Source organism: Chitiniphilus purpureus, from assembly GCF_025642115.1.
In the GTDB taxonomy this organism is placed as follows: domain Bacteria; phylum Pseudomonadota; class Gammaproteobacteria; order Burkholderiales; family Chitinibacteraceae; genus Chitiniphilus; species Chitiniphilus purpureus.
Map to the genome: position 1 here is coordinate 253,045 of NZ_CP106753.1, position 22,346 is coordinate 275,390.

A 22,346-nucleotide genomic window follows, 5' to 3' on the forward strand; every position below is an offset into this window, starting at 1 on the left:
CTTACATGCCAGGTTACTGGCAAACAGTAGGTACAGCCCCTGCTGGCAGGTCTACGTTGCTGCAACGCCACTCTGAAGAAGCGGTGTTGAAGGTCAGCTTCAGCTTGCGCGTCTTGATCATGCCAGCGGCATTGGTCCTAAACGTTGCTACGTAGTCTGCAGTTGCCGGTGTCCTATCAATCGTTGCTACATATTGCCCAGAAATACTGGTACCTGTAGGGATATCCAATCCACCATTCTGCTGATACTCCACCGAAACGCGGCCACGTACGCCATCGAACAACTGCAGCGCCTCCGCCGCCTGCGCGCGCGCCGTATAGCTCTGGTATGCAGGGATCGCGACAGCCGCGAGGACACCGATGATCGCAACCACGATCATCAGCTCGATCAAAGTGAAGCCCTTTTGCATGACTTCCCCCTGTTGCGCAAAAAAGTTGACCGGAGTACAGCATGTTGCGTGCCAACGGCATGTGCAGGGCTGTTCAATCCTGTCAAATCTGATTAGACTGCGCCTCCATGTTGCCGTTGTAGCTCAGTCGGTAGAGCAACTGATTCGTAATCAGTAGGTCGTGTGTTCGATTCACATCAACGGCACCAGAATGTCTGCAAAGCCCGCCTTCCGGCGGGCTTTGTCGTTTTCAGGCTAGGTGGTCCGTCAGTCCACGACAGACGGTGCAGCGCAAACGGATGCCGGCCATTGAAGCGCTGCCTTGTGGCGGGCTGAAGTGACGTTTTTCGTCACAAGCCTTACGAAAATGGGCGTCACTTTCCATTTTGCACCCGGTGCACGCGCACTCCGCCAGCCCGTGCGGGCAATCTTGATTGCCTCATTCCAATACCGCCCGCGGGTCGGCGTCTGGCCGTGAAGCGCCCCCTTCCGTTCGCCTGCCCGCGGCCGGTGCTGTATCTGTGCACCGGGTGGGCTCGCTTGCCACAATGGCTGCATCCCTCGGGTGGAGCGCGCGATGCGTGTGTTGAGCAATGTGTCACTGGTGGTGGCCGGTTTTGTCACGGTGTTGGTGGGGTTCACCAGCTCGGCCGTGATCGTGTTCCAGGCGGCACAGGCGCTGGGGGCCACGCAGGCCGAGGCTGCGTCGTGGATGTGGGCGCTGGGGCTGGCGATGGGGGTGAGCTGCATTGCCCTGTCGCTGCGCTATCGGGTGCCGGTGGTGACTGCCTGGTCGACGCCGGGCGCGGCACTGCTGGTGACCGGCGTGGCCGGTGTGAGCATGGCCGAGGCGGTCGGCGCCTTCATTGTCAGCGGCTTGCTGATCACGCTTGCCGGGTTCAGCGGCTGGTTCGAACGGGCCATGGCCCGTATCCCGCTCGCCATTGCCTCGGCCATGCTGGCCGGGGTGCTGCTGCGCTTCGGCATGGCCGCGTTCACCGGCCTGCAGACCCAGCTCACGCTGGTGGCCGGCATGCTGGTGGTCTATCTGGCGATGCGACGCTGGCAACCGCGCTACGCCATTCCGCTGGTGCTGCTGGCCGGCAGCCTGATCGCTGCTTGGCAAGGCCAGCTGCACCTGGGGAACGTCCGCTGGCAGCTGGCGCAACCGGTGTTCATCATGCCGGCGCTGTCGTGGCAGGCGGTGCTGAGCGTGGCGCTGCCGTTGTTCCTGGTGACCATGGCCTCGCAGAACGTGCCCGGTGTGGCGGTGCTCAGGGCGGCGGGCTACCATCCGCCGCTTTCGCCCATCATCGGCTGGACCGGCATCATCACCATGCTGCTGGCGCCGTTCGGTGCCTTCGCGCTCAATCTGGCCGCGATCACCGCAGCCATCTGTATGGGCGCGGAGGCGCATGAGGATGCCCGGCGTCGCTATCTGGCGGCCGTGGCCGCCGGCGTGTTCTATGTGATCGTCGGGGTGTGCGGCGCCACTGTGGCCGCGCTGTTCGCCGCGTTTCCCAAGGAGCTGGTGCTGACACTGGCCGGCCTTGCCTTGATCAATACCATCGGCAACGGCCTTGCCGGTGCGGTGCGGGACGAGGCACAGCGCGAGCCGGCGCTGGTCACCTTCCTGGTGACTGCCTCAGGGGTGACGCTGTTCGGCATCGGCTCGGCGTTTTGGGGGCTGATCGGCGGAGCGCTCGCCTATCTGGCACTGACCTGGCGTCGCTGAAGGCGCCTGCCGGCACAGGCTGTCAGCGGGGAGCAGGTAGTTCAGCCAGCGCGGCCTGGATCAGCCGGTAGGCGATGCTGCCCCGGCTGGGCAGATCGGGCAGCGCTTCCGGGGTGAACCAGGCCGCGTCCTCGATCTCACCCGGCTGCGGCACGATCTCGCCCTCCACATAGTCGGCAAGGAATGCCAGCATCAGCGAATGCGGAAACGGCCAGCTCTGGCTGCCGAACCAGCGCAGGTTGCCGATGCGCAGCCCGACCTCCTCGTAAACCTCGCGATGCGCGCACGCCTCCAGCGTCTCGCCCGGCTCCACGAACCCGGCCAGCGCGCTGTACACCCCGGCCTTGAACTGCGGCGAGCGGGCAAGCAGCAACTCGCGCCCGCGCCGGATCAGCACCATCACGGCGGGTGACACGCGCGGCCACACGCGGTGATCACACGTCGGGCAGACACGGCAGGCCTCGTCCGGCAGCGCATCGGTCGCGCTACCGCATACGCCGCAGAACGCCTGGGTGCGATGGAAGGTGAGCAGCTGGCTGGCCCGTCCCGCCATCAGCCACAGGCCGTCTTCGATCAAGCCATGGCTTTGCCGCAACCCCAGCGCCTGCACCGGCAGCGCCGGCACCTGCGGCAATGCGAGCGCCTGTACCGGCCGGCCATGGTAATGGCCGACCAGCAGTGAGAGCGACGCCTGCGGCAGTGCCGGCAACAGCAGCCCCTGCTCGAACAGCAGCGCGTCGCCGGCAAAAGGCAGCGTCAGCGCATCGGCCAGCGGTGCAGCCAGCCAACGATAACCGGGAACGAAACCGTCGGGGAGCATGCTCAGGCCCAAGCCTTCCAGAACAGCGAGCATGCGGTCGCCAGTGTGATCACCTCGAAGGCACGCTTGATGGCGCGGTTGCCGCGCGCCAGTCCCCAATGCGCCCCCAGATACCCGCCCAGCACCGAAGCAGCAAGCAGTGCCGGCACCCAGGGCCAGTGCACGCCGGCCTGCAGCGCAAGCGCCACCGCGCCCGCACCATTCCAGAACAGGCCGACCAGCACCAGCGTGTAGGCCACTGCCTGCTTGTAATCCATGCCGAACCAGCCGATCAGCCACAGGGTGACGAACAACCCGGTGCCCGAGGCCAGCGACCCGTTGAGCATGCCGATGCCGAACAGCACGGCGCCCCCCAGCCACAGCTGCCAGCCATGGCGTGCCCGCGGCGCCGATTGCTGACCCAGTTGCGGCTGCAGCAGCGACTGCACCCCGAGCAACGCGGTCAACACCGCCAGCGCGAGCATGGCGGCACGCTCGGGCACCGCCAGGATCAGCTGCGCCCCCAGCCAGACACCGGGCAGCCCCCACGCCAGCACCACGGCGGAAAAGCGCCAATCCAGCGTACCCGCACGCAGATGCTTGAGCGTGGCGCCCGCGCCGAGCGCCACCGACGCGAGCTTGTGGGTCGAGAGCGCCACCGGAAACGGCAGCCCCAGGAACAGCAGGATGGGCAGCTGCAGCAGTCCGGCACCACCGCCGGCAAGCGAGGAGAGGGTGTTGGCCACCAGCGAGACGGCGAACAACAGGATCAGGTCAGGCATGGGACGCGGCAAGGGCGGAAAGCGTCGAGGGTACGACAAGGGCTGCGGCGCGACAACGCGGCAGCCTGCGGATTGCATCGCACAGTGTGGATATGGCTTGGCACGGCGGCGACGCAGATCTGCAGACTGGGGCTTGCCAGGAAGGCGCCCTTATGCTGACCCGGCCTCCGGTCGTCGCACCCGATGGAACTGACCGATATTTGACGCAACATGACAATTTCATTGTCATCAACAAGGAGCCGGTCATGCCTGCCAGCAACACAATGACCCTCACCCAGCCTGGCCCGCCAGCCCAGCCGCCCTGCATTTCCCGGCACAGGGTGGCGCGATCAAGCCGGCCGCGCTGCAGCAGGCCAAGGCTTCGCTCAAAGTGGTGCGCGACGTGCCGTTGGCACACGATCTGCCGCATATCCGGGCCGTGCGCGACGCACCGTTGAGCCCGATGCAATCCGCGCAGCACTACAACATCCAGCCCATCGGGCTCAACCCGATGCGGCAGCTCAACCCACACCGGTTCATCGATTTCTATACCGAGGCACGGCGCGAGCTGGCCACGCTGCGTGCGCCGGTGGTGCTGGGACCGGGCTTGGCCTTTCGCAGCCAGGGCGACCGGCTGGCGCAAAGCGTGAACGACTACGCGGCCAACCGGGTCGGCTACAACCAGCGGCGCGTCGGCCGCGGCCAGCAAGCGCTGCCTGATCTGAGTGTGGGGTTGGCGCTGGCGCCATTCGCTGCCGTTGCCATGAGCGGCCCGCAGCGACATACACCCGGCGTCGGGTCCGGATCGCTGATCGGCTTCGACCCCGGTCACCTCCTGCCATCGCCGGATACGCCGCACCAGCCGTTCGTGCCGCCCAGCATCGTGCTGGGGCACGAACTGATCCATGCCCGCGCCGCACAGCAGGGCAGGACGGCGCACAATTTCTGGCACGAGGCGTTCCAGACCGTGGGGTTGTCGGGCAGCCGGCGCTTCACCGAAAACCAGTTGCGTGCCGAACGTGGTATGACTCCCCGGACCAGCTACGCGGGCTTCACGCCGTAACCGGCGGGGCACCGGGCGCACGCGCCCCATCCGTTGCAGGCGGGGCACCGTGTTGCGGCAGGCCCGGCCATTGGGCATCGATCATTGCGCCAGCTGCCCCGCCGCGTCGCGCAATGCGGTGCGCAACCCCTCCTCGATCACCGGGTGGTAGAACGGCATCTCCAGCATCTGCGTGACCGTGAGCTGCATCTGGCAGGCCCAGGCCAGCGTATGCGCGATGTGCTCGGCGCTCGGGCCGATCCACTCGGCGCCCAGGAAGGCACCACTGGCACGGTCGGCATACACATGCATCAGGCCCCGGTTCTTCAGCATCACGCTTGCACGGCCCTGATCCTCGAAGTCGACCTTGCCGATGACGAAGCTATCGGGCGCCAGCTCGGCAAAGCGCTTGCCGACCATCGCGATCTGCGGGTCGCTGAACACCACCGCCAGCGGTGCGCGGCGCAGGCCGGGGCTGACTACCGGATAGCTGGCGGCATTGTTGCCGGCGGTCTTGCCCTCGTCGGCCGCCTCATGCAGCAGCGGCAGGATATTGTTGGCATCGCCCGCGATGAAGATCGGCGCATTGCCGCATTGCAACGTCTCGCGGTCGAACACCGGTACGCCACGGCCGTCGAGCGCGATGCCGGTCTGTTCCAGCCCCAGTCCCGCCACGTTGGGCTTGCGCCCGGTGGCGGCGAGCACATAGTCGAAACGCTCGGTCACCACCTGTCCGTCGCGCTGCACATAGCGGATCACCGCTTCGTTCCCGTCACGCGCCACGTGCTGCACCTCGGCGCTCGGATCGAGATGGAACTCCTGCTGGAACAGCGCGCGGGCGTGGTCACGGATCGCTGGATCGGAAAGTGGGCCGACCCCGCCGCCCACGCCGAACACGCGCACCGTCACCCCCAGCCGTGCCAGCGCCTGCCCCAGCTCCAGCCCGATCACGCCCGGGCCGAACACGGCGACCCGCCCTGGCAGCGTCTCCCAGGCGAATACGTCATCGTTGACCACCAGCCGGTCGCCCAATTCAAGAAAGGCCGTGGGAACGGCAGGGCTCGATCCGGTGGCGATCACCACGCGCGAAGCCTGGACCACGGTCTGCCCGCCCACCTGCAAGGTGGTGCGGTCGATGAAGCGGGCGTGGCCCGTCAATTTATCCTCGGCCGGGATGCCTTCGACCGAACGCAGCACGAAGCGGACGAAACGGTCCCGCTCGCGCTTGACCCGCTCCATCACCGCGATGCCGTCGATCACGACCTCACCGGCGATACGCACCCCGAACGGTGCGCTGTGGCGCAGTGCATGCGCCGCTTCGGCCGCGGCGATCAGCAGCTTGGAAGGCATGCAGCCGACCCGGGCGCAGGTGGTGCCGTACGGGCCGCCTTCGATCAGCAGCGTCCGCTTGCCGGCAGCCTTGGCGGCGCGGTAGGCGGCAAGGCCGGCAGTACCGGCACCGATCACGGCGACATCGGTGTTGATCTGGTTCATGGCGGGCTCCTCGTTATCGGTCGATCTCGGTCTGCAATCACAGGTTCAGCGGCAATACGGGGCCGCAACCGGCGTCGCTGGCGCGTCTACGGGCAGACGGACCAGATACGGCGGCTGGAAGGATCAGCGGCCCGGCCAGGGCGGGAAGGATGCCCCGACCGGGCCGGAATGGTGTTGAAGCAGCGTGGAGGGGACGGCGCAGACAGCGCCGTCCAGGGAGGTGTTACGCCGCCAGATACTGGGCAAGCTCTTCCGAGCCGCCGATTAACTGGCCATTGATGAACACCTGCGGTGCAGTCATCTTGCCGGACACGGCGCCCAGCACTTTGCCGCGGACCTTGTGCTCAAGCGGCAGGTCGATGAAGTCGTAGCCATGATCGGCAAGCAGCTGCTTGGCCTTGGCGCAGAACGGGCAGCCGACCTTGGAGAACACCACCGCCTGATCCGGCTTCTTGGCTTGCGGCGCGACGTAGGCGAGCATGGTGTCGGCATCCGAGACCTCGAACGGATCGCCTTCCTTCTCCGGCTCGATGAACATCTTGTCGACCACGCCGTCCTTGACCAGCATCGAATAGCGCCAGCTGCGCTTGCCAAAGCCGAGGTCGGCCTTGTCGACCAGCATGCCCATGCCGTCGGTGAATTCACCGTTGCCGTCCGGGATCATCACGATGTTCTGCGACTCCTGGTCCCTGGCCCATTCGTTCATCACGAAGGTGTCGTTGACCGAGACGCACAGGATGGCGTCGACACCATGCTGCTTGAACACCGAAGCCAGCTCGTTGTAGCGCGGCAGATGGGTGGACGAACACGTCGGGGTGAAAGCGCCGGGCAGCGAGAACAGCACCACCGTCCTGCCCTTGAACAGTTCATCGGTGGTCACGTTTTTCCATTCGTTGTTCTCGCGCACCCGGAATGTCACGTTGGGTACGCGTTGGCCTTCGTGGTTCTTCAGCATGGGAAGGTCTCCTTGATGTTGAGCAGTGGACTGCATGGCAGCGACGGGATGGAGTATCCCGTCCGGGGCTTCGATTGGTCCAATTGATTGTTTAAAGCATTTTGTTTGCAAAAAACTATGGTCACGCACGCCGAAAATGACACTGCCCGCCAAGGCGGGCAGTGCGACAAAGCACGGACGCATGTTCCGACAGGGACCGATACGGCCGTCCCGGTCGGCCAAGCGCGCTGCGCCTTGCCTGTGGCGGTCAGTGCAGCTGGTGCTTCAGCTGCGACAGCTCGTCGTGCGCCTGCTGGATTGCCTGGCGCAACGCCGGGTCCAGCCCATCCGCACTGCGGCAGGCCTGCATGGCCTGATCACCCAGTTTTTCAAGCCGATCCACGCAGGCCAGCAGCGACGCATCGTCCTGCTGCTGACGCAACTGCTGCTTGGCGTTGTCCGACTCCCGGTCAAGTTCGCTCAGCGTGCGCTGCAGTGCCTGCGGCACATTGGCACTGATCTGGCAGGCTTGCGCGGCTTGGTCGATACAACGTTCGATGCGGGAAAACCGTTGTTGCAGTTCACTCGCTTGCATGGCGTACCTCCTGGTTTGGAACGACCCTGAGCGGGCCGGGAGTTTTTCGTCCCTGCGCCTTTTGCGTGAGTTCCAACCGTTGAGGCATGCCAAAACCATGCCGCTGCAGCCGTTGCGTGGCGCGGTCTTCCCGGTTCCGTTGGCGGGTGGCGTACGACAGGCGGCGCAGTGCCCATGCGTCGGTCATGCCGAAGCGGCGGCTTCGAAAGCGGCGATCGCCGCCGGCGGGATCGGGTGGTAGGCGTTGTGGAACACCAGCGGGGTGAGCGGTGCGCCGGCCACCAGGTGCACGTGCCACGCCCCCACCTGGGCGACGGGCAGGCAGTCGTCGACCTCGATCAGATCATCGGTGTGCAACTGGTCCAGCCCCTGTAGCAACGCGGCCTTGGCCCGGCGCTTGAGCTGCCCCGTATCCTGGGCCACAGCGAACAGGCCGTCGTGGATCTCGGTGAAGCGCCCGGCGGCGTAGGCCCCCAGGTTAATGAAAAACAACCGCGGCTCACCACCGGCCGGGGTCGAGGCCAATTCGATGCGATAGCCGTCCACCGCGTCCAGCTCGCACCATGAATCGATATGCAGCCCCTTGGCCGTGCCGAACCACTGCGCCAGTAGTGCCGGATAACAATCCTCGATCCGTTCGCCGACGGCAAACACCACGTCGTGCAGCTCGATATGGCAACCGGGCGCACGCCCTCCCAGATAGACGGCAAAGAGTTTCATCGGCACTCCCAGGCAACAGCCCGTTCTTGGCAATCCTGCGCCCGCTGCATCAGTGCGGCAAAGCTCACTTGAGGCGCTGCAGCACCAGCGGCACGCTGCGCTCGCCATCGGCCAGCGTGATCTCGCCATCCTGCACCGTCACATGCAGGTTCATGCCGCGTTCGGCCAGCGCCCCCAACGCCGCCAGCGCGTCGTCATCGATCCGCCAGACCGAGAGGTGCTCATACCGCGCCGCCTGACTGGCAATGCCCTGCCACCACATTTCGGCTGCCCGTCCACCATAGGCGTAGATCACCGCCTCGGCCGCACGGGTGCAGGCTTTCTTGATCCGCTTCTCGTCAGGCTGGCCCAGGTCGATCCACAGCTCGGCCTCTCCCAGCAGATTGCGGCGCCACAATGCAGGCTCGTCCTCGTCGCTGATGCCGCGGCCGAAGGCCAGCGCGTCGTCCGCATGCAAGGCAAACGCCAGCACCCGCAGCATCATGCGCTCGTCGGTCTCCGAAGGGTGCCGCGCCACAGTCAGCCCATGCGTGGCGTAGTAGCCCCGATCCAGGTCGGCGATATTCAATTCGGCCTTGAAGATGGTGGATTTGAGCGCCATGCGGCCTTTTCCCGGGCAAAGGGCGCCAGTCTACCGCGTGTGCCTGCCTGACGGTGCGGCGCCATGGGTCAGCGCTACTCCGATTATCATAAAGCGCCCCGTCCATCCCGCACCTGATCATGCATGCCACCCTTCTTGAGCATCTGCTGCGCATAGACCGTCATGGCGAACGCATGCAACTCGGCCGTGCCGGGCTGTTCCAGTTCCGCCGCGAGACGCGGGTATTGCGCGCGCCGTTTTTCGCACCCTGCCTGATCGTGGTCCTGGCCGGGCACAAGCAGGTGCACCTCGGCGACACCCATGTCGCCTGCCGGCCAGGGCAATGGATCGCCGTCGGGGCCGGCCAGGAGATCAGCTTTACCAATGTGCCCGATCCGCAGCTGGGCTTCTTCGCCGGGCTTACTGTCGTCGGCGATACCGGATGGATGAAGCGCTTCGCCCGGCAATATGCCGCCCAGCTGCCCGCCACACTGAGCGGCGATCTGGTGTTCACACCCGACGCCGTGTGCTGGAAGACGCTGTCGGACTACGTGGAACAGGTGCTGTTGCCACAGCGCACCCCATTGGACGAAACCTTGGTGGAACATCGTTGGCAGACGCTGTGGCTGGCGCTGGCACGGCAGGGGGTGGCGCGCGATCTGGTGCTGGCCGAACCGGACAGCTGGCGCGAACGCGTGGTGCGGCTCATCGATTTCGATCCGGCCGCGGATTGGCGGATGGGGGACGTGGCCGGCCGGCTGGCGGTGAGCGAAGCGACGCTGCGACGGCGGCTGGCCGAGGAGGACGCCAGCTTCGCCGGCCTGCTGGCGGATGTACGCATGGGCCGGGCGCTGATCCTGGTGATGCAGACCCGGCAGTCGGTGCAGCAGATCGCACTGGCATGCGGCTATACCTCGCCATCCCGCTTCACCGACGCATTCCGCGCGCGGTTTGGCCTGACCCCTACCGCACTGCGCGAAAACGGCTCGCAGGCGCTGATGCCAGCCTGATCAACCCGGCGGCAGTCGGCTGAGCAGCAGGCCGTGTTGCGCCGCACGCACCCGCGGAACACCCGCAGGTCGGCATTGAGCGCCGCGGTCCGAAGATTGCGCGCTTCGGGCGAGACGTCGGCACGGCAAGCCCCTATTGTTCAAAGCCCGCGTTTCAAACCGGAGAACCCCGAATGAAGCAGATCTCTATCCTGTTGGCCCTGCTGCCCGCGCTCGCGTGGGCCGATTTCAAACTCAGCAGCGCGGACGTGCCCGCCGAGACCACGGTCGCGGAAAAACACGTCTACGTCGGCTATGGCTGCAACGGCGGCAACCAGTCCCCGGCGCTGCAATGGTCAGGTGTGCCCGAAGGCACCAAGAGCCTCGCCCTGGTGGTGCACGATCCGGACGCGCCGGTCGCGGGCGGCTGGTATCACTGGGTGGTGTACGACCTGCCGTCCACCGTCAACAGCCTGCCCACCAACGCCGGCAGTTCGGTTGGCGACAAGCTGCCCAAGGGCGCAAGGTCAGGCCGTACCAGCTTCGAAGGCAACAACTTCGGCGGCCCATGCCCACCGGTCGGCCATGGCCGCCATCGCTACAACTTCACGCTCTATGCGCTCAAGGTGCCCAAGCTTGCCATCGAGCAGGACACGCCACCGGCCGAAGCCGAGCGCAGGATCAGGGCCGCGAGCGTGGCCCATACCGGCTTCACCGTCTACTACGCGCGCTGATCCCGACCGCACCTTTGCCTTGCCCAGCCTGGACCGGCACTCAAGCCGGTCAGGTGCTTATATGTGCACAAATACGTTGGTCGGCGCCAGACGTCACTTATATTGCGCTGCACAAGCGCTACACTGCCGCCTCGTTCAACCAGCGCTCAGACGCCATTCGATACCGCTGATCGGCTATCGAGTGCTGGATGCCCGAACTTCGCCGGCCTATCGCTGCCCGACTTGGTCCGGCCCGGTATTTGATGAAATTGCAGCCTTGAAGCTGTCACCCGTTTGAGCGGAACTCGGTATCGCGCTGTATTTGCATCGCGGTGCCGTTTTCCGGTGCAGACCGGCATGGCAATGCTTCGAAGCGGCTGTTTGCACTGGGAAAACGACGCGAGGTCACGATGAAGTCATCCACTCCGATCTCGTGCGAGCTGCACGACTACCTGGAACTCGCCTGCACCTACCGCTATCCCTTGCTGGTGGAGCGGCATCTGCAACCTGATTGCGAAGGCGTGGCGATCGACGTCTTTGGGTGCCACAGCGGCGAATACCTGCGCCTGTCGACCCGCGACGGCGTGCTCGACGTGCCGCTCGACCGGCTGGTGGCCATCACCCCCAAGAATCAGAACGCCCATTTCGGGCGCGTGGTCTATCGCGAAGGCTAGTATCGGGCTTCTGGCTACGGGGGCGGATTCCCCCTGCGCATCGCTTGCACCCTGTTCCGGATCACCCTTGGTCCGTCTGCCGATAGCGCGTCGGGTCGGGCATGCCTGCCGATTCGAAGCCGGCACGGCGCAACCGGCAGGCATCGCATATGCCGCATGCGCGGCCATCGTCGTCCGCCTGATAGCAACTGACTGTCAGGCCGTAATCCACCCCCAACCGCGTCCCGGCCTGGATGATCCCGGCCTTGCTCATCCGCAGCAATGGGGTATGGATGGTCAGCGGCGAACCCTCCACCCCCACCTTGGTCGCCAACCGCGCCATCGCCTGGAACGCCGCAATGTATTCGGGCCGGCAATCGGGGTACCCCGAATAGTCGACGGCATTGACGCCGATGAAGATATGGTCGGCCTTGAGCACTTCGGCCCAGGCCAGGGCGTACGAAAGCAGGATGGTGTTGCGCGCCGGCACATAGGTGACCGGGATTTCACCCTCGGCCACGCCGCCAACAGGCACTGCGATGCGGGCGTCGGTCAGCGCCGAACCGCCGAAGGCCGCCAGATCGATCCGCGCCACCCGGTGCTCCACCGCGCCCAGCGCCGCGGCCACCCGCGCCGCGGCGGCAAGCTCGGCGGCGTGGCGTTGGCCATAGTCGAACGACAACGCATAGGGCGCAAGCCCCTGGTCGCGGGCGATGGCAAGGCAGGTGGCCGAATCGAGCCCGCCCGAGAGCAGCACGACGGCAGGTTGGCTGGAAGTGGCAGTCATGGTTTCTCCTTGCAAAACCGGCGGGCTGGGCATCGCCAGCCCCGACGGCAGGGCGATCAAAGCGGCCAACGCGTTGCCCGTCGCGGTCGACACACGTTCGGGCAATCCACTGGCAGACCGCAGAACGGCGTTCCGGGCGTGGCGCAACAGGATGTGGGCACCGCGCAGGCTCACACCCCGGGCTGCTCGCCCCACAGGATCTTGTGCAGTTGCACCTGCATCCGCACCGGCAGGCGGTCGGCCAGCACCCATTGGGCCAGCTGCGCCGGGGGCAGGCTTTCCCAGACCGGTGAGAACAGCACCGGTGCCACCTGCGCCAGATTGCGTTCGCGCAGCACCGTACAGGCCCAGTCGTAGTCGGCGCGGTCGGCCAGCACGAACTTGATCTCATCGTGGGCATTCAGCAGCGCCAGATTGTCCCACAGGTTCCTGTCGGCCTCGCCCGAGCCGGGCGCCTTGATGTCGACGATGCGCGAGACACGGGGATCGACCTCGGCGACCGATAGCGCGCCGCTCGTTTCCAGGCTCACGCTGTACCCGGCGTCGCACAACCGGGTCAGCAACGCGTGCACCGGCCGTTGCGCCAGCGGCTCGCCCCCGGTGACGCAGACATGGCGTGCGCCATGCTGGGCGACCTGTGCCAGCACCTCGGCCAGTTCCATGCTGCGCCCGCCGTGGAAAGCGTAGGCCGAATCGCACCAGTTGCAACGCAGCGGGCACCCGGTCAGGCGCACGAACACGGTCGGCAGGCCAAGGCGACTGGTTTCGCCCTGCAGCGAATGGAAAATCTCGGTGATGCGCAGCGTGGTATCGCGCATGGGGCTACTCCTGGCCGGGAAGACAGCCCGGCGGATCGAATACGGAAAAGGACAAGGCCGCCCACACGGGAGATCGCCCGCGGTACGGCCTGTGTCATTGTAAGTCGCCAGCACAGGGCTGGCGATGCGGAAAAACGCTAGTTGGTGGCCAGCAACGCTTTCTTGGCCGCTTCGGCCTTGTCGGACGTGGGATAGCGCTCGATCAGGTCAAGCAGATGGCCACGGGCCGCCTTCTTGTCGCCCTTAGCGTTGGCAACCACCGCAAGGCCGAACAGTGCATCGGCGGCCAGCGGATCATCCGGCGCCTTGTCGAGCACGACACCGTACGCCGCCTCCGCCCCCTTCAGATCCTTGAGTGCCGCAAGGCTGGTACCGAGCCAGTATTGGGCCTCGACCATCATGGGGCTGGCCGGATGCTCGGTGATGAAACGGCGCAGACCGGCGACGGCGTCCTTGTGCTTGCCGCTGCGCGCCAGTTGCACCGCATCCCCGAGCGACTGCTCGACGGCCGCCTGCTGCGCCTTGGCCTGCGCCACCCTGGCCTCCTCGATCGCCCGCACCCGGTTGTCCAGATCCACGTACAGATCCTTCTGCCGCTTCTCAGCCGATTCGAGGTTGTACTGCAGCACTTCCAACTGGCCGCGCAGGCTGGCGATCTCCTGGCGCAGCCCCTCGATCTGGTTGGACAGCTCCACCATCCGGCGGGCGCCGCTCTCCAGCTGGGTCAGGCGTTCCTGCTGCTGCTTGAGCTGCAGTTGCAACTGCTGCACCCCTTCGCGTGCCTCGCGGTCGGAAAGCAGCGACGCATGGGCGGGCAAGCTCAATGCCAGCACGGTCACAAGGGCAAATCGGTTCAGGGTCGGCAGGTTCATGGCGTACACGGCAGTCGATGGCAGGGAAATGGGGCGGCGCCGCCGCCCCACAGCGGATTACTGCTCGCTTTGATACACGATCTCGGCGCGGCGGTTACGCGACCAGGCTTCCTCGGTATCACCCTGCTCGGCCGGCTTTTCCTCGCCGAAGCTCACCGTCTCGATCTGCGCTTCCGGCACACCGAGGGCGGCCATGTTCTTCTTCACCGCATCGGCCCGCTTCTGGCCCAGTGCCAGGTTGTATTCGGCAGTACCGCGATTGTCGGCATGGCCCTGCAGGATCACCTTGGCATCCTTGTTGTCGAGCAGGTACTTGGCATGCGCCTCGACCAGCGGGGTGTATTCGCCCTTGACCACATAGGCGTCATAGTCGAAGTAGACGCGGCGGCTGGACAGCACGTTGTTCGGGTCGGTCAGCGGGTTGTAGCCCTTCTGCGCCAGATCATTGCCTTGCGGCGCCGGGGCCGGGGCGGCCGGGGAAGGCGCGGCGTCGACCACCGGTGCCGGCGTCGGGGTCGCGGCGCCGGTATCGGTCTTGGGTTGGCTTGCGCAGGCGGCCAGCAGGGCAGTCAACGCCAGGCTGAGAGCGATTTGTTTCATGGTGTTTCTCCTTGAGCGAATCGGAATCTAGTCTACACAGCGAATCATTCTTTTCCTGCCCGACCGCTGACTTGGCCGCGCGACAGCCACCCTGCCGGGTGGAATGCCGACGCGACGGTCTCCTTGTTGCCAAGTGCACGGGACGGCGCCGCCGCCATCTTACAAGCGTGCTTGCCGCAGCGTCGGTAACAATGTTCTACGGCGCCTGCTCAGCGTACCATCGGCCCCCACGCCGGCTGACGCACATCACCCGCCTGCACCTTGAGCCGCTGCTTGACGCGCCCGTCGCGCGACACCGCATGCAGTACGCCGCGTCCACCCTGCTCGGTCTCGTACAGGATCATGCGGCCGTTGGGCGAGAACGACGGCGAGTCATCGGCGCTGGTATCGGTGAGCACCTGCACCTGGCGGCTGGCCAGATCCATCACCGCCACGCGGAAACCCCCGCTTTGGGTGATGAAGGTCAGCGTCTTGCCATCCGGGCTGATCTTGGGCGAGGCATTGTAGCTGCCCGAGAAAGTGAGCCGCTCGGCCTGGCCGCCGGAAACCGGCATCCGGTAGACCTGCGGGGTGCCGCCGCGGTCGGAGGTGAACAGGATGCTGCTGCCGTCGGGGGTGAAGAAGGGCTCGGTATTGATCTCGCCGGTCTGGGTCAGCCGGCGTGGCGTGCCGCCCTGGACCGGCACCAGGAAGAGTTGGCTGCCGCCTTCACGCGTCAGCGTCACCGCCAGCGTGCTGCCGTCGGGCGACCAGGCCGGTGCCGAGTTGCTGCCCTTGAACGCCGCCACGCGCCAGCGTCGGCCGCTGGAAAGCTCCTGCGCATAGACGATGGGCTTCTTGTCCTCGAACGACACGTAGGCGAGCCGGCCACCGTCCCGCGACCACTTGGGCGACATGATGGGCTCATTGGACGCCACCACCGTCTGCGCGCCGTAGCCGTCGGCATCGGCCACCTGCAGCTGATAGCGCTTGCCCTGCTTGAGCACGTAGGCGATGCGACTGGAGAACGCGCCCGGCTCGCCGGTGATCTTCTCGTAGACCATGTCGGCGATTTGATGCGCGACGCGCCGCATCTGTGCCGGCTTGGCCAGCTTCTCGTGCGCCAGCAGCACCTGACGGCTCGCCAGGTCCACCAGCCAGAACTTGACCGAGAAGCTGCCGTCGGCCGCCGGCTCGACCCGGCCGATGAGCGCGGTCTGCGCGCCACGACCGCTCAAGGCAGCGTGATTGAGCTGCTCGGGGGCATACGGCACCGGGGCAAGGTCGCCGGCGCCGATCACCTTGAAAAGCCCGCTGCGGGCAAGATCGTCGCCCACGATCGGCGTGACCGGCTGCTGCTGCCCCTGTTCACTCTGGAACGGTGCAATCGCGATCGGATACTGGTTGGCGCCGACCCCGACCACCTCGATGGTCATATCGGCGTGCGCGGCGGCGGCAGCCACCAGGCTGACGGCCATCCACTTGAGGATACGCTCCAGCATTGCATCTCTCCTTCGGCCCGGTTTTCGGCCTGATTGTCGATCGGTGAACCTTCGGCGCCACTAGTCGCGCAGCCGGAAGGTGATGGTCCATTGCCGCTCGCTGCCGCTGAAGGGCTTGCCCGAGGGCAACGGCGGGAATTGGCGCAAGCCCATGATGGCGCGGTGGGTGGCCTCGTTGTAGGCGGCATCACCGTTGGAACGCACCAGTTCGGCGCTCTGGATCTCGCCGCTGGGCAGCAGGCTGATCCGATAGACCGCGCTGGGGTTCCCGGCCGCGCTGTCATCGTAGGCGGTACGCGAGCGGATCAATCCGGCCACGCGTGCCCGGTAGTCGTCGCCCAATCCGCGACCACTGCCACGCCCCGGGCTGTCCGCCGGCGCCTGCGGATTGCTGCCCTCGCCGCCGGACCTGCCTTGCGGCTGCGGCTTGGCGCCGGGCTTGAGCAGGTTGTCGAGCGACAACGCCTCGTCCAGCTCGCTCGCCTTCTTCTGCGGCTTGGGCGTCGGCTGCGGCTTGGCCGGCGTGGGGGTCGGCTTGGGGGCGGGTGTGGCCGTCGGCCTGGGCTGGGGCGTCGGCGTCGGTTTGGGCGGCTTCACCTTTTGCGTGGCGATCTCGGGGTCCGGCTCCGGCACCGGTTCGGGTTGCGGCTCGAGCTCCCGCACCACAGGCCGCTCGCGCGGCTGTGTCTCGGGCGCCGGCGGCGGTCCCCACAGCTCCACCTCCACCGGCTGCGGCGGCTGGGTCTGCCACTGTACGGAAACCAGCAGGAACACCACGAACAGCACGTGCACCACCAGCGCGAGCATCAGGCTCAGCCCACGGTGCGCCTCGCGCTCATTGATCGCCTGACGGGGATTCATCGGCCGGAACGCTGCTCCACCAGGAGGCCCACGCGCGCAACCCGTGCCTGCTTGAGCGCATCCATCACGCTCATCACCAGCTCGTACTTGACGCCCTTGTCCGCGGCGATCACCACCGGGCGATCGGGCCGCTCCGCGAGCCGCGCCGTCACCAGCGTCGCGAGCGCAGTGGCATCCGGCGCGCTCTGGCTAGCGCCACCATCGTCGATCAGCTTGAACTGGCCTTCACCGTCGATCTGGACCCGCAGCGGACGGTCGCGCACTTCGCGGTCAGTGGCGGCACCCACGGTGGGCAGGTTGATGGTGCCCTGCTGCATCATCGGCGCGGTGACCATGAAGATCACCAGCAACACCAGCATCACATCGATGTAGGGCACCACATTGATTTCGTTCATCGCCCGGCGCGGGCGGCGGTGTGCGGCCATGTCACCCCCGGCTCACGGCCGCACGGTGCGGCCCGGTATCGATAGTCGTATAGCGCATCCAGCTGTCCTCCTCGCTGAAAACCGGCGCAGCCCGGCACGGCGGCCGGGGTGAGCCGCCCGATTACTTGGCGGCCTGCCGTTGCAGGATGTTGAGGAACTCCTCGGCAAACGCGTCGAAACGGCTCGCCAGGCCATCCACATCATGCGCGAAGCGGTTGTAGGCCACCGTGGCCGGGATCGCGGCGAACAGGCCGATCGCGGTGGCCACCAGTGCCTCGGCGATGCCGGGCGCCACCGTCGCCAGGGTGGCCTGGCCGACATTGGCGAGCCCGCGGAACGCATGCATGATCCCCCAGACGGTGCCAAAGAGACCGATATAAGGGGATACCGAACCGACCGAGGCGAGGAAGGCGGTGTGCCGATCGAGGAAATCGAGTTCGCGCTGGGTGGCCGCGCGCATCGCACGCCGGGTGCCGTCCATGATGTCCGACAGCTCCATGCCACCGCGCTGGCGCAGCTTCTGGAACTCGGTGAAACCGGCAACGAAGATTTTCTCCAGGCCGACGGTGTGGCTGCGCTTGGTCTGCTCGAAGAGCCCGGCCAGATCAGTGCCGCTCCAGAAGCGATCCTCGAAATCATCGGTACGGCGCAGCGCGGAGCGCAGCGTGAAGAACTTGCTGAAGATGTGCCACCAGGACAGCAGCGACAGCAGCACCAGCACCGCCATCACCAGCTGGACCACCAGGCTGGCTTCGAGCACCAGAGTAAGGATCGACATGTCTTGTGCGCCGACTGCGACTTCCACCTTGTTCTCCCTGCAGGGTTTTCATGTGTTGGCCGGATTGTCCGTCAGAAACAGGACCGCCGTAAAAGCCAAATCTTCCCGACCGACGGCCAGGGCATTGGTTCCACCCGGTATTGGCTAGCTGTCCGCTCCCGGCTGGGGCAGCCCGAAGTGCTGATAGGCCAGCAGCGTCGCCATCCGCCCACGCGGGGTGCGTTGCAGCAAGCCCTGCTGGATCAGGTAGGGTTCGATCACATCCTCGATCGTATCGGATGCCTCGCCGATCGCGGCCGCCACGTTGTCGAGCCCGACCGGGCCGCCGCCGAATTTCTCGATCACAGCTGCCAGCAGTTTGCGGTCCATCACATCAAGGCCGGCATGGTCCACATCGAGCATGGCGAGCGCGGCATCGGCCACTGCGCAGGTCACGGTGCCGTCGCTCCTGACCTCGGCATAGTCACGCACCCGGCGCAGCAGACGGTTGGCGATACGCGGCGTGCCACGCGAGCGACGGGCGACCTCGAATGCGCCTTCCTGATCCATCTGTACCGCCAGCAGGGCGGCCGAGCGCTCGACGATGCGCGTCAGTTCCTCGGGCGTGTAGAACTCCAGCCGGGCGACGATGCCGAAGCGGTCCCGCAGCGGATTGGTCAGCATGCCGGCACGGGTGGTGGCGCCGACCAGCGTAAAGGGCGGCAGATCCAGCTTGACCGAGCGTGCCGCCGGCCCTTCGCCGATCATGATGTCGAGCTGGAAGTCCTCAAGTGCCGGATAGAGGATTTCCTCGACCACGGGGCTCAGCCGGTGGATCTCGTCGATGAACAGCACGTCGTGCGGTTCCAGATTGGTCAACAGCGCCGCCAGGTCGCCGGCACGCTCCAGCACCGGCCCGCTGGTCTGGCGCAGATTCACCCCCAGTTCACGGGCGATGATGTGCGCCAACGTGGTCTTGCCCAGGCCCGGCGGGCCGAACAGCAGCACATGGTCGAGGGCCTCGCCACGCTTCTTGGCGGCCTCGATGAAGATTTCGAGCTGACCGCGCGCCTTTATCTGGCCCACATATTCATCAAGCAGCTTGGGCCGCAGCGCGCGTTCGAGCTGCTCTTCCTGTTGCGACAGGGTCTTGGCGGTCACGATGCGCTCGGGCGGCGCGGCGGACAGCGAGTCGGTTTCGATCATGCGGACGGCCTGGAGGACGCAAAGTGGACGAACAGCGCGGCCAGCACGGTGGCAGCGGCATAGCCAGCCATGATATCGGAGAAATGATGCACCCCGAGCACCAGCCGCGCGAGCCCACCGGCGAGCACCCACAGCAGCGCCAGCAGGTACCACAGCCCGCGCCATGCCGGCCACTGCCGGGCCAGCAGCCAGGCGAGCACCCAGCCCAGCGCCCATGCCCCCATCGCATGTCCGCTGGGAAACGAGGAACCCAGCGTGGCGACCAAGGGATCATAGCTGGGCCGCGGCCGATAGCTCAGCGCCTTCAAGGCGGTATTGGTGCCCCATGCCAACGCGACGAAGAGCGGCAATCCCGGCCAGGCGATACGGCCCTGGCGTCGCAGGATCAGGCCGAACAGCGCTGCCAGCGCCAACGAGGCGACAAAATTGCCGCTGTGGCTCAGCCAGGTGGCCACGAGAACACCGGGGTGGTTGACGTGGTAGAACCATGCCGCCAAGGCGGCATCCAGCCGCGCCATCCAGGCCAGCTCGTAGCTGAACGCAAGTGCGAGGTAGATCAACGCCGCGGCAGCGGCAAGCCGGGGCAGGGCCGGTTTCAGCGTCAAGACCGTGCCCCTGCAACGACCGTCATCCGAGGCACCGGTGACGGCCCAACCGATGCGGCATTGCGCGATGGCGAAGGTCTGGAGGCGCAGCGCAGCGCGTTGTCCAACTGGCCAGGCCGGTGCGCGTGCACGATCTTGGCAGGCGCAGCGGCGGTAGACGGCAGGCAGGCCATCTCTGGCAGCGAGCCGCCGCAGGCCATCCCCGCCGCGCCTTGTCCATGGCGTGCCGCCGGCATCCAGCGGCTTCGAAACCGGATGTGCGCCCCGTGCACAATATGTTTCCCCATTGCCCGAATTCCCCTCTCTTCCCTTCGAACCAGCACCCGCCGCCCCAGGCGACCCACCCATGGCAGCCGCCGATCTGGAATATTGCCTGCCGATGCAGCTGCTCGTTGCCGGCCGCCATGCCGCGCACAGCATGCACTGCCTGACCTTGTCCGCCGGTGCGCACATCGCCGGAACCACCATGGCAGGCATTCGCGGCACCGGTCCGATATCCGATTGGCACCGGCGTCGCCGGCATCAATTCCTGGCCAGGCGTTCACGCTACACCCTGCGTCACCGCATGCCGATCAGGTACGGCCTTGCGGCAAAACGCTATCGACCATGCCCAGCTTGCCAGGTTCAAGCCTGCCCCCCAGCCACGCACCGGATGGCATTGGACTCGACAGCCGTACGTCCCGCACCGTCTGCAACCAGCGGGACCCGGGCCATCGCGTCCCATCTGGCTTCGCCCTGCATGCCAGCTGCCTGCGGGCAAGGCGCACGAAAACGGTACAGGGTCGCCACGGCCGCTGCCGTTCCCACCCGGCGTCCTGATTCCTCAGTAAAATCCAGATCAGTCCGCGTGCCGTCTTCGATGGACTGCACGTCGCCCCTACCCATTTTCGCTACGGTTGCAAAAGTCGATGCTGCTTCGTCAACGCTTGATCTGGATCCTGCTCGGGCTGGCCGCCGCCGCCGCGATCGGCTACCTGCTGCTGGGCACCCAACGTGCCGCGCCCAACATCGCCTGGACCGACTTGCAAGGCAAGCGGCAGGATCTGGCTGCGCTCAAGGGCAACGTAGTGCTGATCAATTTCTGGGCCACCACCTGCACCAGTTGCATCGCCGAAATGCCCAAGCTCGTGAAGCTGCAGGAATCGCTGCACGGCAAGCCCTACAAGACCGTGGCGCTGGCGATGAGCTATGACGCCCCCGCCCAGATCCGGCATTACGTGGCGCAGACCGGGCTGCCGTTCATCGTTGCCCACGATCGCGACGGCAAGGCCGCCGCTGCGTTCGACAATGTGGCACTGACCCCGACCTCGTTTCTGATCGACACGCAGGGCAATGTGGTCCAGCGCTACCTGGGCGAGCCGGACATGCAGGCGCTGGAGCAGACCATACTGGGCCTGCTCTGATCTTCCGGCAGCCGATGCGCGCCCAGGCCTTCCTGCCCTCACCGCAGACCAGGAACCTGCTGCTGGGCATCGTCTGGTCGATCAATCTGCATCTCTTGCTGGTGCTCTTCATGGTGGTGCCGCAAGCACCGAAGACCGGGCCACTGGTGCAGCAGGTTTATCTTACGACCAGTGCCCCACCGCAGCCGTCGGCCAACCCTCAGGCCGAGCGCATCGCTACCCCTGGCGATAAGATCACACCATCACGCCTGCCTGCCTGGTTACACAAGCCGGACTGGATGGCCATGCCCCCCGTTGTGGCTTCGGCAGTCGAAGACCGCTACGAACCGGCGCAACCGTTGTCGCGGTTCGATGCCTCGCTGGAAAACACCGGACACCTGACCGGTGTGCTCATCGAACTGGAGCTCACCATCGACGACAGGGGCAAGGTCACCAACGTGACGGTATTGCGCAGCCAGCTGGATGAGCCCAGCACCAGCAACTTCGTCGAGAAGGCCTATATGATCACCTTCATCCCGGCCAAGAAAAACGGGGGTGCGGTCGTCAGCCAGCGGCGCGTCGTGGTCGACCTCGACAAGATGGCGCAGACCGTCGCCGAAGGCGAATGAAAAAAGCCGGCGGGTGGCCGGCTTCGTAGCGATATCGTCTGAAGGTCATTTCCAGCTGCTTTCGCCGCTGCCGATCGCCCCGTCATGGTTCTTGTCCCACGAGCGCACGCCAGCGGAGGTGAGCTCGAGGAAATCCTTGTTCGCACCATAGCGCTGCTGGACGCCGATCGGCGAGGCACGCAGCACATAGGCTTCGGCGGTGCACTGGGTGACGGTGATGTTGTAGTACTTGGTCGCACCGTCGACCGGGGATTGGCTGATCGGCGCCGCGGGGCATGCACCGGCACCGGTGAAATAGGCATTGTTGGTGGTATACCGGCGCTCGAGCAATTGCGCGTTCTGCAGCAATACGCCCTGAACATCGCCGCGACGTGTCTTGTAGACATATTCCTGATACGAAGGCATCGCGATCGCCGCCAGGATGCCGATGACCGCCACGGTGATCATCAGTTCGATCAACGTAAATCCACGCTCAGCTTTCATTTGTTGTTGTCCATTTCCCGGAAGATGCGTCGCCTGC

26 protein-coding genes and 1 tRNA gene are annotated in these 22,346 nt (G+C 65.8%); 8 read left to right on the forward strand and 19 right to left on the reverse strand.

The window, feature by feature from the left end:
- Window positions 1-13 precede the first annotated feature (13 nt).
- Complete coding sequence (locus N8I74_RS01000; RefSeq protein ID WP_263125043.1) at window positions 14-409, reverse strand: pilin; 396 nt, start codon at window positions 407-409, stop codon at window positions 14-16.
- A 112-nt stretch (window positions 410-521) separates the two neighbouring features.
- On the opposite strand from N8I74_RS01000, the gene N8I74_RS01005 reads away from it, so the two are divergent.
- Both N8I74_RS01005 and N8I74_RS01010 read left to right on the forward strand, forming a co-directional pair.
- Window positions 522-597: transfer RNA gene (locus N8I74_RS01005), tRNA-Thr, on the forward strand.
- A gap of 368 nt (window positions 598-965) precedes the next feature.
- Window positions 966-2,123, forward strand: coding sequence for a benzoate/H(+) symporter BenE family transporter (locus tag N8I74_RS01010; protein ID WP_263125044.1), 1,158 nt, complete (start codon window positions 966-968; stop codon window positions 2,121-2,123).
- 22 nt (window positions 2,124-2,145) lie between these two features.
- On the opposite strand, the gene nudC is transcribed toward N8I74_RS01010, so the two are convergent.
- Entirely contained in the window at window positions 2,146-2,976 is an 831-nt protein-coding gene (nudC, locus tag N8I74_RS01015; RefSeq protein WP_263125046.1) for an NAD(+) diphosphatase, read from the reverse strand.
- Window positions 2,946-3,704 (reverse strand): sulfite exporter TauE/SafE family protein, encoded by a 759-nt coding sequence (locus tag N8I74_RS01020; protein WP_263125047.1) that lies wholly within the window; start codon window positions 3,702-3,704, stop codon window positions 2,946-2,948. Before N8I74_RS01020 ends, nudC begins: the two co-directional genes overlap by 31 nt.
- Before the next feature lie 382 nt (window positions 3,705-4,086).
- Here N8I74_RS01020 and N8I74_RS01025 point away from each other — a divergent pair, with 382 nt between their 5' ends.
- Complete coding sequence (locus N8I74_RS01025; protein ID WP_263125048.1) at window positions 4,087-4,746, forward strand: type III secretion system effector protein; 660 nt, start codon at window positions 4,087-4,089, stop codon at window positions 4,744-4,746.
- An 81-nt stretch (window positions 4,747-4,827) separates the two neighbouring features.
- Here the strand turns inward: N8I74_RS01025 and N8I74_RS01030 are convergent, their stop codons facing one another.
- The 5 genes from N8I74_RS01030 to N8I74_RS01050 form a co-directional block, all read right to left on the reverse strand.
- The gene (locus N8I74_RS01030; RefSeq protein WP_263125049.1) at window positions 4,828-6,219 is read right to left on the reverse strand and encodes a dihydrolipoyl dehydrogenase; all 1,392 of its coding nucleotides are present in this window, start codon (window positions 6,217-6,219) and stop codon (window positions 4,828-4,830) included.
- 223 nt (window positions 6,220-6,442) lie between these two features.
- Window positions 6,443-7,174: a glutathione peroxidase gene (locus N8I74_RS01035; protein WP_263125051.1), complete on the reverse strand. Its 732-nt coding sequence runs from the start codon at window positions 7,172-7,174 to the stop codon at window positions 6,443-6,445.
- Between the two features lie 247 nt (window positions 7,175-7,421).
- The gene (locus N8I74_RS01040; RefSeq protein ID WP_263125053.1) at window positions 7,422-7,748 is read right to left on the reverse strand and encodes a hypothetical protein; all 327 of its coding nucleotides are present in this window, start codon (window positions 7,746-7,748) and stop codon (window positions 7,422-7,424) included.
- A 183-nt stretch (window positions 7,749-7,931) separates the two neighbouring features.
- Complete coding sequence (locus N8I74_RS01045; protein WP_263125054.1) at window positions 7,932-8,468, reverse strand: DUF1543 domain-containing protein; 537 nt, start codon at window positions 8,466-8,468, stop codon at window positions 7,932-7,934.
- A 64-nt stretch (window positions 8,469-8,532) separates the two neighbouring features.
- The gene (locus N8I74_RS01050) at window positions 8,533-9,069 is read right to left on the reverse strand and encodes a YaeQ family protein (RefSeq protein ID WP_263125055.1); all 537 of its coding nucleotides are present in this window, start codon (window positions 9,067-9,069) and stop codon (window positions 8,533-8,535) included.
- Between the two features lie 119 nt (window positions 9,070-9,188).
- Between N8I74_RS01050 and N8I74_RS01055 the strand changes: the two genes are divergently transcribed.
- From N8I74_RS01055 to N8I74_RS01065, 3 genes are all read left to right on the forward strand, one after another.
- Window positions 9,189-10,058 (forward strand): helix-turn-helix domain-containing protein, encoded by an 870-nt coding sequence (locus N8I74_RS01055; RefSeq protein ID WP_263125056.1) that lies wholly within the window; start codon window positions 9,189-9,191, stop codon window positions 10,056-10,058.
- A 173-nt stretch (window positions 10,059-10,231) separates the two neighbouring features.
- Window positions 10,232-10,771: a YbhB/YbcL family Raf kinase inhibitor-like protein gene (locus N8I74_RS01060; RefSeq protein ID WP_263125057.1), complete on the forward strand. Its 540-nt coding sequence runs from the start codon at window positions 10,232-10,234 to the stop codon at window positions 10,769-10,771.
- 389 nt (window positions 10,772-11,160) lie between these two features.
- Window positions 11,161-11,424: a Rho-binding antiterminator gene (locus tag N8I74_RS01065; protein ID WP_263125059.1), complete on the forward strand. Its 264-nt coding sequence runs from the start codon at window positions 11,161-11,163 to the stop codon at window positions 11,422-11,424.
- A gap of 61 nt (window positions 11,425-11,485) precedes the next feature.
- On the opposite strand, the gene queC is transcribed toward N8I74_RS01065, so the two are convergent.
- The 10 genes from queC to N8I74_RS01115 all read right to left on the reverse strand — a co-directional run bounded on the left by queC (window position 11,486) and on the right by N8I74_RS01115 (window position 19,815).
- On the reverse strand, window positions 11,486-12,190 hold the full coding sequence (gene queC, locus N8I74_RS01070; RefSeq protein WP_263125060.1) for a 7-cyano-7-deazaguanine synthase QueC: 705 nt from the start codon (window positions 12,188-12,190) through the stop codon (window positions 11,486-11,488).
- 170 nt (window positions 12,191-12,360) lie between these two features.
- Window positions 12,361-13,008, reverse strand: coding sequence for a 7-carboxy-7-deazaguanine synthase QueE (queE, locus tag N8I74_RS01075; RefSeq protein ID WP_263125061.1), 648 nt, complete (start codon window positions 13,006-13,008; stop codon window positions 12,361-12,363).
- Window positions 13,009-13,145: 137 nt separating this feature from the next.
- On the reverse strand, window positions 13,146-13,880 hold the full coding sequence (locus tag N8I74_RS01080) for a YbgF trimerization domain-containing protein (RefSeq protein ID WP_263125063.1): 735 nt from the start codon (window positions 13,878-13,880) through the stop codon (window positions 13,146-13,148).
- Window positions 13,881-13,937: 57 nt separating this feature from the next.
- Window positions 13,938-14,480: a peptidoglycan-associated lipoprotein Pal gene (pal, locus tag N8I74_RS01085; protein ID WP_263125064.1), complete on the reverse strand. Its 543-nt coding sequence runs from the start codon at window positions 14,478-14,480 to the stop codon at window positions 13,938-13,940.
- A 209-nt stretch (window positions 14,481-14,689) separates the two neighbouring features.
- Window positions 14,690-15,961 carry a Tol-Pal system beta propeller repeat protein TolB gene (gene tolB / locus N8I74_RS01090; RefSeq protein WP_263125065.1) on the reverse strand — a complete coding sequence of 424 codons (1,272 nt, stop codon included), beginning with the start codon at window positions 15,959-15,961 and terminating at the stop codon, window positions 14,690-14,692.
- Between the two features lie 60 nt (window positions 15,962-16,021).
- On the reverse strand, window positions 16,022-16,822 hold the full coding sequence (locus tag N8I74_RS01095) for an energy transducer TonB (protein ID WP_263125067.1): 801 nt from the start codon (window positions 16,820-16,822) through the stop codon (window positions 16,022-16,024).
- Complete coding sequence (tolR, locus tag N8I74_RS01100) at window positions 16,819-17,247, reverse strand: protein TolR (RefSeq protein WP_263125068.1); 429 nt, start codon at window positions 17,245-17,247, stop codon at window positions 16,819-16,821. The genes N8I74_RS01095 and tolR overlap by 4 nt, the downstream gene beginning before the upstream one ends.
- 121 nt (window positions 17,248-17,368) lie before the next feature.
- On the reverse strand, window positions 17,369-18,025 hold the full coding sequence (gene tolQ, locus N8I74_RS01105; RefSeq protein WP_263125070.1) for a protein TolQ: 657 nt from the start codon (window positions 18,023-18,025) through the stop codon (window positions 17,369-17,371).
- A 144-nt stretch (window positions 18,026-18,169) separates the two neighbouring features.
- Window positions 18,170-19,210 carry a Holliday junction branch migration DNA helicase RuvB gene (gene ruvB, locus N8I74_RS01110; RefSeq protein ID WP_263125071.1) on the reverse strand — a complete coding sequence of 347 codons (1,041 nt, stop codon included), beginning with the start codon at window positions 19,208-19,210 and terminating at the stop codon, window positions 18,170-18,172.
- Window positions 19,207-19,815: a phosphatase PAP2 family protein gene (locus N8I74_RS01115; RefSeq protein WP_263125072.1), complete on the reverse strand. Its 609-nt coding sequence runs from the start codon at window positions 19,813-19,815 to the stop codon at window positions 19,207-19,209. Before N8I74_RS01115 ends, ruvB begins: the two co-directional genes overlap by 4 nt.
- Window positions 19,816-20,723: 908 nt before the next feature.
- Here N8I74_RS01115 and N8I74_RS01120 point away from each other — a divergent pair.
- Window positions 20,724-21,218 (forward strand): TlpA family protein disulfide reductase, encoded by a 495-nt coding sequence (locus tag N8I74_RS01120; RefSeq protein ID WP_263125073.1) that lies wholly within the window; start codon window positions 20,724-20,726, stop codon window positions 21,216-21,218.
- A gap of 14 nt (window positions 21,219-21,232) precedes the next feature.
- Window positions 21,233-21,826 (forward strand): energy transducer TonB, encoded by a 594-nt coding sequence (locus N8I74_RS01125; protein WP_263125075.1) that lies wholly within the window; start codon window positions 21,233-21,235, stop codon window positions 21,824-21,826.
- A 45-nt stretch (window positions 21,827-21,871) separates the two neighbouring features.
- Here N8I74_RS01125 and N8I74_RS01130 read toward each other — a convergent pair whose 3' ends face one another.
- A complete protein-coding gene (locus N8I74_RS01130) occupies window positions 21,872-22,309 on the reverse strand; it encodes a type IV pilin protein (protein ID WP_308445870.1) in 438 nt (145 codons plus the stop codon).
- Window positions 22,310-22,346: the final 37 nt, after the last annotated feature.